General features: G+C 64.0%; 12 protein-coding genes and 1 pseudogene. 3 read left to right on the forward strand and 10 right to left on the reverse strand.

The features are described 5' to 3' along the window. Window positions 1–254 precede the first annotated feature (254 nt). The 7 genes and pseudogenes from ACF08M_RS05780 to ACF08M_RS05810 all read right to left on the reverse strand — a co-directional run bounded on the left by ACF08M_RS05780 (window position 255) and on the right by ACF08M_RS05810 (window position 5,012). Window positions 255–773 carry a hypothetical protein gene (locus ACF08M_RS05780; RefSeq protein ID WP_392183993.1) on the reverse strand — a complete coding sequence of 173 codons (519 nt, stop codon included), beginning with the start codon at window positions 771–773 and terminating at the stop codon, window positions 255–257. A gap of 21 nt (window positions 774–794) precedes the next feature. Beyond that, window positions 795–1,697 carry a NucA/NucB deoxyribonuclease domain-containing protein gene (locus ACF08M_RS05785; RefSeq protein ID WP_392183994.1) on the reverse strand — a complete coding sequence of 301 codons (903 nt, stop codon included), beginning with the start codon at window positions 1,695–1,697 and terminating at the stop codon, window positions 795–797. 428 nt (window positions 1,698–2,125) lie between these two features. Next, window positions 2,126–3,337 carry a hypothetical protein gene (locus ACF08M_RS05790; RefSeq protein ID WP_392183995.1) on the reverse strand — a complete coding sequence of 404 codons (1,212 nt, stop codon included), beginning with the start codon at window positions 3,335–3,337 and terminating at the stop codon, window positions 2,126–2,128. Between the two features lie 551 nt (window positions 3,338–3,888). Then, a pseudogene (locus tag ACF08M_RS05795) lies at window positions 3,889–3,987 on the reverse strand (IS5/IS1182 family transposase); the annotation flags it as partial. A gap of 14 nt (window positions 3,988–4,001) precedes the next feature. Then, a complete protein-coding gene (locus ACF08M_RS05800; protein WP_392183996.1) occupies window positions 4,002–4,547 on the reverse strand; it encodes an IS5 family transposase in 546 nt (181 codons plus the stop codon). A 25-nt stretch (window positions 4,548–4,572) separates the two neighbouring features. After that, window positions 4,573–4,797: a hypothetical protein gene (locus ACF08M_RS05805; protein ID WP_392183997.1), complete on the reverse strand. Its 225-nt coding sequence runs from the start codon at window positions 4,795–4,797 to the stop codon at window positions 4,573–4,575. Next, window positions 4,794–5,012, reverse strand: a complete 219-nt coding sequence (locus ACF08M_RS05810; RefSeq protein ID WP_392183998.1) for a hypothetical protein — start codon at window positions 5,010–5,012, stop codon at window positions 4,794–4,796. The genes ACF08M_RS05805 and ACF08M_RS05810 overlap by 4 nt, the downstream gene beginning before the upstream one ends. Window positions 5,013–5,308: 296 nt before the next feature. Between ACF08M_RS05810 and ACF08M_RS05815 the strand changes: the two genes are divergently transcribed. The 3 genes from ACF08M_RS05815 (at window position 5,309) to ACF08M_RS05825 (ending at window position 6,976) form a co-directional block, all read left to right on the forward strand. Next, on the forward strand, window positions 5,309–5,755 hold the full coding sequence (locus ACF08M_RS05815; protein ID WP_392184464.1) for a hypothetical protein: 447 nt from the start codon (window positions 5,309–5,311) through the stop codon (window positions 5,753–5,755). Window positions 5,756–5,819: 64 nt separating this feature from the next. Further along, entirely contained in the window at window positions 5,820–6,659 is an 840-nt protein-coding gene (locus ACF08M_RS05820) for a transposase family protein (protein ID WP_392183999.1), read from the forward strand. Window positions 6,660–6,763: 104 nt separating this feature from the next. After that, window positions 6,764–6,976, forward strand: coding sequence for a DUF6624 domain-containing protein (locus ACF08M_RS05825; protein WP_392184000.1), 213 nt, complete (start codon window positions 6,764–6,766; stop codon window positions 6,974–6,976). Window positions 6,977–7,205: 229 nt separating this feature from the next. Here ACF08M_RS05825 and ACF08M_RS05830 read toward each other — a convergent pair whose 3' ends face one another. From ACF08M_RS05830 to ACF08M_RS05840, 3 genes are all read right to left on the reverse strand, one after another. After that, entirely contained in the window at window positions 7,206–10,718 is a 3,513-nt protein-coding gene (locus tag ACF08M_RS05830) for a hypothetical protein (RefSeq protein WP_392184001.1), read from the reverse strand. Window positions 10,719–10,936: 218 nt separating this feature from the next. Then, window positions 10,937–11,161, reverse strand: coding sequence for a hypothetical protein (locus ACF08M_RS05835; RefSeq protein ID WP_392184002.1), 225 nt, complete (start codon window positions 11,159–11,161; stop codon window positions 10,937–10,939). Between the two features lie 654 nt (window positions 11,162–11,815). Further along, a complete protein-coding gene (locus ACF08M_RS05840; protein ID WP_392184003.1) occupies window positions 11,816–13,528 on the reverse strand; it encodes a hypothetical protein in 1,713 nt (570 codons plus the stop codon). Window positions 13,529–13,576: the final 48 nt, after the last annotated feature.

Genomic DNA, 13,576 nt, shown 5'->3' on the forward strand with positions numbered 1-13,576 from the left:
CGGCCTGCCGCCAGCTGAACTCTGATCCCGAGCCGGATCGGGCCACGCCGACACGTGATCAAGTCGGGCGAACAGGACTCTCCCCGGGGCCCTGGGTTCAGCGCCGAGTATGCCACTGACGTCAGCAACCGATGGCCGGCATTCCATAGATTCGTGGAGCCATGCCAGCCGAAGGGTTACTCGATACGCAACAGGTAAGTGGATACACAAGCAGCGGAATCGTTCAACTCCCCGAGTCGTGCATCGAGGAGTGGTTAGTCCTCATCTGGTGCGCATGGGCGAGAGAATGACAAATCCAGTACGTATTCCTCTGTGAAGGGGCACTCTCTCCAGGCTCGGGTGATTTGATCAATTTCCCAGTTATCATCGATTTGGCGAAGGAGGTCGTCATGATAAGCCAAGGCGGCATCCCTGCCTCTCCACCATGCAGTCCCTTCATACACACCTGCCCGGGGCAGTTCCATTTCTCCGGCTGGGCCGAGAGTGAGCTGACCGATGACGAGGGTTCCCGTCTCGGACTCAAGGTGAATGGGTGTGAAACCTTCCGCTTGAGCAGGAACCTTCTGTGGCATAGACCAGATGCGAATATTTACTTTTACGTGGATGTCGGACTGAAGGCTGTGGAAATACAGGTGGTAGCCGTTTCCGGCTACCACCTGTTGCCGGGACGCCTTCATTGCAGCCTCGTCCGCCAAGTATGCATCGGCGTCGTAGATCTCTACTACGCTTCGGTCGGGGCGGGCACTTGTGGTGTATTCGGCGATGGGTTGCACTGGGCGTCCTTTACTGGCTGTCTAGGTAACGATCTTCACGTAGAAGGCATCTCCGTCGATTATTCGATTCAGTGTGTACATGGTGTTGAGCATACGGCCTCCAGCCTCGTTGTCTCCACCCTCGATCAGGCGAACCGAGAACCGTCCGTCTCCCGCGAGTGAACCCTCGTAGGTGCTCGCGAATGGGTACTCGTCACACTGAAGGGGAGTTCCGGAATAGTCCCCCCATACCTTTTTGCACTCTTTGATGGAGTTCGCCCGCTGCTCCTCACTCTTTTTGGTGTCGACCCGCCGATGCAATGGCTCCGTTTCACCCGGTATCGATTTACTTGCAGAGGAAGGGAAGGTGCGCTCGGGCCTCTTCAGGGCATCGTATATATGGAGGGCGCTTTCGTTGACCGTGGGATCTGTCTGGCTCATTACCAGCTCTACCCGAGCCTTGGTGAAAACGGCTCCCTTGTACTTCCCTGCTACAGGGCCAGCGTAGTCGAAGCGTACGCTCGCCTGGTAGCTGCCCACTTCTACGTAGGGGTCAACGGTGGGGGAGTTCACCGTGATAGTCATGTCGTAGGTGGACATGACTTTTTGGGCATTTCCTTGTGAGTACAGGGCGCCCTTGTCGGGTGATGTGTAGGTCAACGTCCAGGTGGGGGTTGAGTCCCATACTCCGAGCAGCTCATCGCGCTTCGTCGTCGAGGGAACGTCTACCTTTGGGTCAGGATCACTGGCGCTGGCATCTATAGCATTACTGAAATGCTGGCCTACTTTCCATTGCTTAGCGTCTTCCCCGCCAGACGTTGCGACCTGGATATCCTCTACGCTCGCGACGAAATCGACTTGCCGGGTTCCGTCGAGAGTGAAACCAAGCACCCAGGAGTCGAAGATGAGTCGTCCGCGTTGCTCCTTATTTTGCTTGTCGCGCAATACCAGATCATAGTGGCGCTTATGGCAACTTTCGAACCTGGACTTTACCCAACCGGTCTGCGACTTCGCTTCGGACTCGTGTTGTGCGCACTCTGTGCGAAGATCTGGGTCCTCGGCTGGCACGCTAGGCAGCGTGCCAGGAGTAGATGTTTGACCCTTCTTGAGGTGCTGTTCGAGGGGAGCTGGACTGTCGACCTCTCGTAGACCTGCTCTGGGAGCATCGGATATATCCACGAATTCGAACTGCGGTTGCCGTGGGCTTCCTGACTGTGCGGGCAGGGCGGACGCCGCAGTTGCGGTCAGCAACGTCATGGTGAATGCTCCGGCCAGGTGGATTACCCAGCGGGCCGATAAGCTGCGGAAGTACAAGGGGTTCTCCTTATAGATTGATGTGCGGGTAAGTGCTGATGCAAGGGTTGTTGGTTCTTTTATTCCTTGCACATATCGCCCCAGCAGGCTTCCAGGAATTCTCCGCTTTTTGCCGAATAGGTGGCATGGAATCCTTTGAAGAGCTTTCCAGTGTCCCTTAGGCCGGGTGTACTGTGTGTCGACTGTACGTCCCAAACCTTTTCCCCTTCCCCGGAGGAGCCCTCAACTGCTGCGGTGATCTCTATGTCGGCGGTGGCTACGTTGAAGGCGGAAGCGGCACGCTGCCGTATCGATTCCGATCCCGCCTCAGCAGCTCCCTTAAGCGCGATAGCCGGCTCAGAGGTGAGCCCAGAGGTGTTGCAGACCCGGTGAGTGCGTACGCATTCGGCGAGGCCGGGAACGTCATCAAGACAGCGATCTGGTTCATTTTCCATGCACGCTTGCAACTTTGATTGATCGACGCCGTTATGGGTGTCACCCAATGTGGGAAGCATCCCCAGTATTTTTCTGTTTTGAAGTGTGGAAGTGATGGCGGTGCGTGGCTTACTGACAGTCCATTGGGAGAAGGAAGTGGCGTCGGCTAGCTTGGTGTTTAGGCAGTTGGGGGGCTTATTTGTTGTGCTGCAGGCAGGCAAGGTGACAATCGTTGCGGTATTTTTTGTCGCGACCTGGCGCCAAGTGTTATTGCCGTCCATAAATTGCATTCGGTTTGCGATTTCTGGTACGTCTGTGTACTGGTGCCCCAGGAGCTCCATGCCGGTATCGATGCGATTTGTGGAACCTGGTATCACCTTAAGCTGATCCGTCGTGCTTCCAACGGTGTTGAAGTCGTACAGGACATCCCACTGATCTCCCGACGACTTACGCATGAGCATGTATGTGTGGTTGCGGCCGTCAGGGACGGAGGGGTTTACACCAGCTGTGATCGCCTTGGTCTTCCCACCGCTGTTGCCGAGCTCGGTCCATCTGGGACCATAGGTTTGGGTTGTCTTGCCTGTCTTTTCTGCATAGAGCCCCACTTCGATGTTATTCTCGAACGGCGACGCTTCCGTGTTCGGAGTGAGTCGCAGGTAATTGGAAAAGGTGACCGTCTTGTTTTGGGTATCGACCTGGTCGAACTTGACCGGAATGTTGCGCCAAGTGGCAAATCCCCCGAACATCGGTTCGCCCGGTTCGCTGCATGTCATTGCGTAAGTCTCGATGTTGCCGCTATACATAAGTTCGCATGCGGACTGCGGCGCCGCCGCCTGTGCGGGTGTGGTGCAAGTCATGATTAACGTGGCGGCTGACAAAGCTGTGGGCAGGAGCGCTGTGTTCCTTTTGCTTACGTGGGGCATGGTTTCCCTGCTGTAGTTGGGTATGAATTAAGCGTATTGCTATGCACGTGGGAGTGTCCGTGCATAAGTGAGCACTTCCTCGTAGCAGTCCAGTCGTAGTCAGGGTTCGGGCAAACGATACTCGTGTGCCATGCATGTAATCCGGATGGGGGGGGGATTTGGCTGATAATCACCCTTCGGTGTCGACGACTTCCTGCAGCTGGTTGAGGGGGTTCGTTTCCCGCTTGCCAACGGCGGCTATCACCATGTGGTGCTGCGGCGGAGGTTCTTCCTCTGCTCGCCGCCAGAATGGCTTGGATCATGCGGGACACAATGTGTCGAGCACCTGCGATGGGTAGCGGCCGTCAGGGCGTTGGCCCTTGTGCCGGAGCCCGACCCGCCATGGCCGCTTCCCCAGTAGACACACTTCGCCCGGGCCAGCATCACGCAAGTTCTGATAGCCGGGCTTACCAGCAACGGGCATGGTTACTGAGCGTTTTCCAACCTCAGCTTGAGACGTGGTGAAGGACAAGGACGGCCTTCACGATGTCCGTGATGCGGTTGGTGCTGCAGCGGAGATTTCGGTGCAGTCGCCAGCCCTTCAGAGCTCGTAACACGATCATGGTCGGGTCTTCTTGAGTCGTCGGTAGCAGATGAGGCTGCAGGCGAGGGAGACGAAGGCGTCGTGGAGTTCGGTGCGGCGTTCCCAGCGGACGGCGAGGCGTTTGAAGTGGTGGAGCAGGGCGAACGTCTGCTCGACGACGTATCGCAGCTTGCCGATGCCTTTGATGTTCGGTGATCCCTTGCGGGAGATGACGGGCAGGATTCGTCGGCGACGGAGCTCGTCGCGGTGGGCGTTGGAGTCGTAGCCTTTGTCGCCGAGTAGGGCCTCTGGCCGTCGGCGGGGTCGGCCGGGGCGGCCTGCGATGGGTGGGATGCCGTCGACCAGGGCCAGGGTCTGGGTGACGTCGTTGACGTTGGCCGCGGTCGTGATGACCTTGAGCGGGGTGCCGCGTCCGTCGCAGATCAGGTGGTGTTTGCTGCCCGTCTTCCGCCGGTCGACCGGCGACGGGCCGGTGTCGGCGCCCCGTGGGTCGGCGTCGCCGCGGCGTCTTCCCGTGCCGAACCCTCCCCGCAACCGGTCGGGGTGCCCCGGCGGGGCCACCAACGGGACTTGCGGCCGGCGCCGGTCACGGACCCTCCTCGATGTCGACGTCCCCGGTGGTGTCCCGCACCTGGTCGACCGGACCCACGATCGTGCTGTCGCGTACCCGTTGCCCGTCGCCCCCCGTTGGTGCGCCGCCTGACGGAGGCGGTACCGGCGCCACCGGAGGCAGGGACGTCGCGGGGCGGCCGCGGTGGGTGATGCGCACGTTGCCGCCGATGTCGGATACCTGCGCGGCACCGCCGTTCACCGCACTGTTCGCGACCGACTGTCCGCCCTGCGGGGGTGTTCGCGTCGTGGCCCGGTCACCGCCACCACCAACCCCGCGATCGCCACGAACAGGCCCGCCACGCTCGCCGACTTGTCCGCCGCGTCCAACCCCACCGCCGCGAGATACACCGCCAACCCCACCAGCGCCGCACCCGCCACCACACCACCCACCCACGCCCGCATCTTGGCTGTCATCCCCCGATCGTCCACCCCCATCCCCGACCACGTCCCCCTGCTCACACGGACGGTGACACACCCGTGACGTCCACCCCCGGCGGAGCTGCGATCCCCGAGACGACAAGCCGGGAACACGCGACCGACGACGTCCGACGACCCAGCCCTCCTTTCGCGGGGGCCGACCATTGTAGGCCGGTGTCCACGATGAAGATCGTCTGACCTGTCGGCTGGAGGCGTTGTCGTGTTCTGCTGCGTCGGCCGCCGTGCCGCCCTTACGATCCGTCACCGGGCCGGTACGCCGGGAGGGCGTGGGGATGCAGGAGCTGGAGCGGATCACGGCTCGACGGGGTGAACTGGACGTGCTCACCGAGGAACTGGCCAAACAGCTTGCCGAGGTCCAGGCCGAGCGGGAGGAGCTGGTGATTGCCGAGCGGGTCCTGAACCGGCTGGCCGAGCAGGACCGGGCCGCGGCCGGTGCCGCCGCCCCGTTTCCCGGCCGGGTGGCGGGGCGGGCTGTCCTGCTGATCCCACACCGCGGCGAGAATCCCGACGAGACCGCCCTGCCGGACGACTACCGCATGATCCTGGCGATCGTGCAGGCCGCCGACGGCCCGGTCCAGGTCAGGGCGGTGGGTGAGGAGCTGGGCCTTGACGTTGCGGTGCGTGGGAAGCTGGAGCCGCTGCGGGCGAAGATGACCAAGCTCGCTGATCGCGGCTGGCTGCACAAACGTCCCGACGGGCGGTTCACCGCACGTCGGTGACCGTGCCGGAAGAGGAACCCGGCAGGCCGTAACCAGCGGAACCCCGGCGGCAGTTGAGTTCGGTGTGAAGAAAAACAACGGGTCCGCCGAGGGCCCTGACGACCTTGTCTACACTGCCCGCCTGCCGCTGTCGAGCGCCACTTTGAACTATCTCGCCACCCTGATACGCGGCCACTGCAAGAAGATCGGCTCGCGGTGGCGGGCGCTGCCCGCGGGAAGGATCGCGGGGATCGTGCTGGCGGTGCTGCGCTGTGACCAGCGGCCGGGCGACCTGGCCGGCGGCAACGGGATACACCGCACCACCGTGACACGGTGGGTCAGGGAAGTCGTCGGCCTGCTGGCCGCCCGCGCCCCGCGCCTGGACCGCGCCCTGAAGAGAATCGCCCGAACGGGTGGCGGGGTGGTCCTGCTGGATGGCTCGCTGATCCGCACCCGGCGGCGCACCGGGACGGAAAACCGGAAGAACTACTCGGGCAAGCACAAGCACCATGGTCTGCTCGTGATCGCGCTCACCGACGACAAGGGCCGACTGCTCTGGGTCTCGGCGGCCCGGCCGGGGCGGACCTCGGAGATCACCGCCTGCCGTCACGACAAGCTCACGCAGAAGTTGCGGGCGGCCCGGCTCGGAGCGATCGCCGACCTGGGATTCGTCGGGCTCGATGACAGCGGTCCCGATGCCGACCCGGCGGTGATCACCGGCTACAAGGCCGCCCGGAACCGGCCGCTCACGCGAGGGCAGAAGCTGTCGAACAAGGCCCTTGCCGCAGTACGGGCGCCGGTCGAGCACGGCTTCGCCCACCTGAAGAACTGGCGCGTCCTCGGCAAGGTCCGCACGGATCCGAAGTGGGCGACCGCGCTGGTGAGGGCTCTGCTGGTCCTGACGAACCGCGAAGTCTCCCGGTGACCGACGATCTTCGCCGAAGCCATCCGCCCACGACCAGCACGAGCATCCCGAACCCCGCGCACACCAGACCCGTGACCTGCAACTTCACGATGCACAGTGCTCACTTGGAAGCACGGTGCCTCGTGTGGAGCGGCCGCCCGCAGCGGTACGCAACGCAGTACTGGCTCCTCGACGGACGGATCGGGCTCCACCCTGTCGAGGACCCCGACGACCTCGACAGACGCCGGGCCTGTGCCGGTTTGCCGCCCTACCGCGACCAGATCGCCCGCCTGGAGCAACACCACCTCAGGGCACCCGCGGCACCCGCCTCCATCTGAAGAGGCGGTCCGCGAGCTTCTCCCCACTCGGCGAAGCCGCTCGGGACCGGCCATTTGCCTCGACCAGATCCAGCGGGTACCGGCCAGCGCCAGTCACCACCTCGGTATGCGCGAGGCGAAAGCTGCGCACCAAGTCGGCGGCTCGCTGGGTTGCGGTCTTCGGCTTCCCGGGAGGAGAGTTGCGACCGCGATTCGAGGCCGGTTTCTTGCTTTGATTGCGAAAGGGCGGTCACATGAGGCGGCTGGCCTTGTCCACGGCGCATTTTCCGGCTTCCGTGCCGAGGTTCTCCAGTTGCTTCCAGATGTTTTTCGCGATGTCGACGGAATCCTGAAGGTGTGTGCCGATTTCGTTGAAGCCTTGGGCCGTGAAGTTCAGCGGCCCGATGGTGACGTCCTGTTCCACTCCGGGGGCGGTGAGATGCCCTGTCAGGTGAACGGAGACGGATGCTCCCTGGAGGCTGGCCGTCACCTCGATGTCGCCCGCAGCTCGGACGTCGAGGAAGGCTACGTCCCATCCATCGGGTGCGCCGACGCGGAAGTCGAGTTCGGCATTGGCCTTGGCGGTGAGTTTCTGGTGCTTGATGTGGAGGACGCAGTCGAAGGAGGCCTTGGCGATGGTGATGTCGATGGTGACCGCGAACGAGAATCCGTTGTGGTTGACATCGATCTCGGCCTTGGTTTTTACGACATCGAGGAAGCTGATGCTTCCGGAGAGGTGAAGGATCTTCTCGGGGAAGCTGTTTCCCGTCTTCCGGAGATTGACTTCGAATTGGGGGCCTTTCTTCCCGGAGGCGTCCGAGACGGTGAGGATGTCCGCGAACCTGAGGGGTTGGGCGATGTCGCTCTTGGCGGCGATGCCTTCCTTGCCGACACTGGCTTGGAAACGCCATGTGTTGCCGAAGAAGTCGATGTCGCCGTCGGTGGTGATGCCTTGCGACCACTCCTTTTGGGTGCCGAGGTTGGTCCAGCCGCCCGGGATGGCGACGGCGTAGAGGGCAAGTTTTTTGATGGCGATGTCCTTGAGGAAGTCAAGGGCGCCGGGGATGTCGTCGAAGACGAGGCCGAGGAGGTCGTGGAGGGAGACACCGTGCCCAGTGTGGGTGGCGTCGAGGCTGAACACGAAGGCATCGATGTCGGGCGGTTCGACGGTTCCGTGGACGGCGAGTTCGAGGGTGACGCCGCCGATCTCGATGCAGCCGCCCCCGCCGAGGCCGAAACCGTTGTCCCGGAAACTGACGTTGAGGAAAAAGTCGTGGATGGTGAAGCCCTTGATCCCGAAGACGTCCCTCAGTGCGTGCTTCTTGGCATCGGCGTCCGCGGTGACCGGTAGGGGGCGGACGACAGGTGCTGTGGGGGTGGCGGTGATGACGGCCGGGCCGGGGGCGTCGAGGGCGAAGCCCAGCTGGCAGGGCATAAGAAGGCCAGGGCGCCCGCCCTCGCTGTCGGCGCCCCGGAGGACGAGGTTCAGGCTCATGCTCCAGACGGCCTCGGTGCGTGAGACGGAGCCGCTGACAATGAACTGCAGCGGGTCGTCCGAGATGAAGGGGGCATGCAGGACAAAGGTGGTGACCAGCGCGATCGACGGAACGGCCGGGTAAATGACCAGATGCACGCCGCCGAAGCCAGACTCGCCGGGCTTCCTGGAGCCTTCGGCGATGGTGACGTCGAAGTGCGACTGACTGGCGTCGGTGGCCAGCACGCCGGCGACCTTGACACCGGTTGCGCCGGGGAAGAGCTTGTTGAGGAAGTTCAGAAAACCGTCTTTGGTGAAGGTCATCTCGGCGAAGAAGGTCAGACCCTTGCTGACCTGATCGGGCAGGGTAGCCGGAAGGGACACGTCCGAGAGGCTGGTCAACTGCTGTTCGGCGGTGCTGACGGCAAGTCCAACACCAGTGAAGGTGACGGCGTCGAAGATGCCGAGGGGCCCCTTCCAGCCGGCGATGGCAGCAGGGGAGACTCCCCATCCCTCCGCCCATAGAACGGCCGTGAAAGCGGTAGTCGCTCCGTCCTTGCCGGCTTTCCCGACCAGTCGCAGGGTGGTGTTTTTGAAGCGGACCCCGGAGTCGAGGAGGAGGTCGTAGCTCTGCTCGTTTTCCTTGGCGAGGGCGACAGTGACCGTGCTTGGGATCAGGGTGACCTCGGGAAGGCTGTCGGGCAGGAGACCGGCCTCGGTGTCCAGGTGCTTGAGGAGGGTGGTGAGGGGGAGTTCAGGTAAGGTTCCCTTGAGAGTGAGCCGCCCGGGGATGGTCCAGTCGGCGGTGAAGTCGGTGCACGCGGCGAGATCGGAGCGGGGGGCGAGCCGGGCCGTGGCAGTGAACTCGCCACCGGTCGTGGGCTCCCCGCCGGCCGCACCGGGGCGGCGCCATAAGGAGACCTTGGCGTCTTTGAGGGTGATAGTCGCGGCGCCCAGATCGAAGGGGGCAGCAACTGCGGCACGCGCGGTGACCTCGAAGGCACCCTTGGTGGGGGTGATCTGCCCGTCGAGCCCGGTCAGGTCGATCCGGGGCAGGCCCACCAGGACCTGCCCAGGCACGAACTGCTTGAAGGCCTCGGTGAGCTCGACCGGAGTGGACGGATCCAGGGCCAGCCTCAGGGTGCCCGGGGGGATGACACCGGTGGCCATGACGTTCGTATGGCCGGCGATCTGAACGTCAGCGCCGGCGTAGACGGTGGCCTTGCGCGTCTTCCGCAGAGGGTTGTCAAGAACGAAATTCGCCTGCAGACCGGCGAGCCTCAGCCCCGGCGCGCCGTTGATGATCCAAGTCAGCTCAGGTTGAGCAGCGACACCTACCGTGATCTGAGTCACGGCGTGCGTGAACTGCTTCGACAACTGAAGGGGATCGATAGACAAGGTCAGATCCCGCAACTGCACCGTGGCGCCGAGGTCGAGCCCGCTGCCGGCGCCCCTTTCGAACGCGGCGCCCAGGTGCGCCCAGGTCTTCAGGTCCTCGGACCTGACCGAGTGGTTGGTGGAGCTCAGTTGGGCGATCAGGGTCAGTGGCCCAGGTGCAAGGGCGGTGATCAGCTTCAGTGACAGGTTGCCCGGCAGACCGAGAGAGGCGCACAGGTCCACCCCGTAGAACGTCACCTCGCCGTCGTCGTACTGCGCTCCAGCCTGGAGGGAGAACCGGAGATCCAGGTCCTGGGACGGTGACGTGAGAGGACCGGAGGCGAGTTGGATGTCGGGCAGTGTCGCCCCCGAGAAGGGGGCGATCGTGCCGCTCAAAGCGATCCGGCCGTCGGAGGCAGCGGTCAGCAGAGCGTTCCACCCCCGGCAGTCGGTGTGCAGTTCGGCCGCGGGCGCGTGGAAGTTCAGCCCCCTGGCCAGTACAGGGTGCCCTCCCTGGGCGGAGAGCGACTGGGAGGTCAGCAGCAGTTCGGGGCCGGCTGGGAACCGCAGGCCGTTCATCGGGGTACCGGCCGTGGCCGGGAAGGAAGCGGCGAAAGTCCACTGATCGGGGAGCGGGAAGCGCAGCAACAGCGAGGGATCGCCGCCCGGGCCCGCGGCGAAAGTGGCCGTGGCCTGGCGCTCGCACGAGATCCGTGTCCAGTTCAAGGTTCCCTTCACCTGGATGCCGGTGTCCGTGTCCGTGCAGGTGACGTTCTCGACGACGAGCGGCCCTGAGAACCAGTCATTGATCAGACGAGCGGCGGCGCCTGTCCTCAGGGTGCTCGCCGCCATGGTCAGGGTGCCGTTGCTGATACAGCTGGTGACAAGACTGCGTAACTCGATGGTGTCCATGGGCATGGCTTCCTGATGGGAGGGAGAGGAAGAGAACGGTGGTCTGAGCCCGAGAGAGCAGAGGCTCGTGAGTGGGCCCTTGCGGGCCCGCAGTCGCACACCGGCGCGGCAGGCCCGGTACGGCGGGAGCGGGCCGCCTGCCTGACAGCACCGGACGGGGCCGGAGCCCGGGTGCCCACGGGGTGCGGCGTGTCATGAGCGCCCCGTGGAACCAGGCGTCACAGGCAATTCGCCAGCGGCTCCCTTGTTGGGTTGGTGTTGTCGAGCTGGTAGACGGTGACCACGGTCTGACGATCTGGGTGTGGGTCCACGACCAGCTTCCATTTCTGCGTGCCCGGGGTGTTCGACGCGGTGTAGACCCAGTTGGAATTTGTGGGGGCGGATAACGGAGGGGGAGTGGCCGAGCCAAGGATGTGCTGAATGCAGTTCAGGAGTTCGGTCACGCTGGTAGTTGTGTTGGCGGGTGCATGGCGGTAGGCGATGTGGACAAGACCGCTTCCCCTGGTGTCCGAAGAAAGATCCTGGCGGCCGCACCGGAGACCGAACAGCCTTCCCAATCCGTCTGGTAGGGGGTTCCAGGCGTCCCTGTAGGTGGTCGGTTTTGCCCACTGCCGATTGGACACCGAAGGGACGGTGGGCACACCTGCGGGATACACCCAATCCTTCCTGTTCGTGAACAGGTCCCGTGAGTTCCGGTGGAGGCAGGCTCGATGTGCTGGTTCAAGATCTGGTGGGGTGTAGCTGCGTGCCGGGGCCGGGGTGGCTGCCGCGAGGGACGCCAGCGCGGCGACAGCGACTGTGACGAGGCGCAGTCGGGGGCGCGGGGAATGTGGTGCTGGGGGCCGGGTTGTGGTGGTGCTCATGAAGAACTCTCTTCCTGGTAGGGGTGTGTGGGAGGTCGGGTTCGGTCGTGGTGCGGTTGGTGTGCGCGACGAGCGTTGTCGTGGTTCTGGCGGTGTGCGGTCCGCGGTGGGAAGTGGGTTCTCCGGCCCGGGGTCCGATCGGTCTTGGGGCGGGGCCGTCACCGTGGTCGGTTGGGGTCTTGCCCTGGGTGTGCCGGGTGGTCGCCTTCAGGGGTCTCTTCGATCGTCGTGCGGTCAGCTTTTGAGCTTGGCGTGGATGACCGCGCGGGCGTTTTCGGTGATCTGCTGGGCGATATCGGCACGGTGCGCGTCGGCTGCCGTCTGCACGCCCTCGACGATCTTCTGCTTGGTCTCGTCCTGGTTCAGGATCTTCTGGGCGGCCTTGTCCCAGAAGCTGGGCTCTTTGAGGTGGAGCGTGACGTGCAGGTCGTTCGTGGCGAGGGTGAGGTTGAGCGAGTTCAGCCCAACGTTGAGATCGTCGGCGTCGTGACCGGTGAAGGACAGGTCGACCGTCGCCGAGGGCTGGTTGGCGGTGGCGGTGATGTCGCCCTCGATGACATCGGTGCTGTCCGGGAAGGAAAGGACGCCGGTAGCGGTGATGGTGAGCGGGGGCGGGGGTGTTTTCGTGTCGCCGGGCAGCCGGCCGAACCTCAAGGTCGCGGCGAGGCCCTCGTCCGTGAGGGCGGTGTCCCCGGTGGGGACGAGGACGTTGGAGATGCCCTTGATCCGGATGTCCTTGAAGGTGAGGGTGACGGGCGCGACGCCAAGCTTGTGGGTGCCGAGGTCGATGTGCCCGATGTCGTACGGTTCGAGTGCGGGATTGGTTGCCCCAAGGACGACGGTCGGGGGGTAGAAGCCGGAGTCGGGGTCGTTCACGGAGGCTCGCAACCGGTCGAAGAGGTAGACCTCCAGGGGGCCGTAGCGTGCCGGGAACCGGCTGTCGTCGTGCGGCAGGCCGCCGTGTGGGACGGCGCCGAGCACACCGTCGAGGGCCTTGGCCAGTTGGGTGGTGGCCGTGGCCGACAGCTCGTCGCGGAAGGCGGCTTCGGCGAGTGTGCCGACCAGCTTTTCGGTGAGAGCCTTTCGCGCATCGCGGTGGTTGAAGGCGCCGGCCGCCGATTGCTTCCATACGTCAAGGAGGTCCGGGTCGAGCTTGCTGTCCTCGATGGTCAGGGAGTCCTCGCTGAGGTGGAAACCGGGCTGGGAGGCGAGTGTGATCGACTCGACGGCGAGTTGCAGGGCGCGGTCTGCACCGGTACCGGCGACCTCGGCGCGCAGCACGACGTCGAAGGCGAGATCCTTGACTGTCAGGGCGAAATGCCCGTGGCCTTCGATGCGCTGGCGTGGCCACTCGACCCCCTGCAGCCCGTTGATTTCGGTCTTCGTCGGCGGTTTCAGGTCTTCGCGGGCGCCGTTCCCGGTTCCGGGCCTGTCGATCGCCACGACGTGCTGCACCAGGCTGTACTTGCCTTTGATGGTGATCTGCTGGCGCCATCCGTGCGTGTCGTACGCGGCGGTGGTGACCCGGATTGTGCCTCGGTAGCCGGTGTTGGTCGGGGTGAGGTTGTGGAGCTCTCCGACCGAGGCGTTCGGCAGCCCGTCGACGGTGAGGTCGGACAGGGAAAGCACGGGGCAGGGATGCTCGGCGTCACGCTGATGGGTGAAGGCCCCGGTACTGGGCAGATCGCGTACGCCTCGATCTCTCGCATCCTCAAAAGCGGCCACGACCTGGGTCCACCACTGGGTGCTGATGTTGTCGCCGATCGCCGCGCCCTCGGCGCCCGTGAGCTGCCCGATGTCCCACATGGGGATCTTCAGGAGATGCAGTGAGCGGCCGTCGGGGGCACGGACCTCCTTCAGGACGGAGGGGAGCCAGTAGGGGCTGTCCGGGTTGTTGATGCGCTTGTACATGGTGGCGTAGATGAAGTCGAGCAGCTTGGTGGCCACGGACCTCTCCTTCCGGGGTGTGCGTCGTCGGTCGGGACGCCCTCGCGC

The sequence above is a fragment of the Streptomyces sp. NPDC015032 genome, assembly GCF_043080425.1.
Lineage (GTDB): Bacteria > Actinomycetota > Actinomycetes > Streptomycetales > Streptomycetaceae > Streptomyces.

Coding starts and splice junctions, on each gene's coding strand:
- ACF08M_RS05790 (WP_392183995.1), bottom strand. CDS start 3,337: ATGACTTGCACCACACCCGCACAGGCGGCGGCGCCGCAGTCCGCATGC.
- ACF08M_RS05810 (WP_392183998.1), bottom strand. CDS start 5,012: ATGACAGCCAAGATGCGGGCGTGGGTGGGTGGTGTGGTGGCGGGTGCG.
- ACF08M_RS05815 (WP_392184464.1), top strand. CDS start 5,309: ATGCAGGAGCTGGAGCGGATCACGGCTCGACGGGGTGAACTGGACGTG.
- ACF08M_RS05830 (WP_392184001.1), bottom strand. CDS start 10,718: ATGGACACCATCGAGTTACGCAGTCTTGTCACCAGCTGTATCAGCAAC.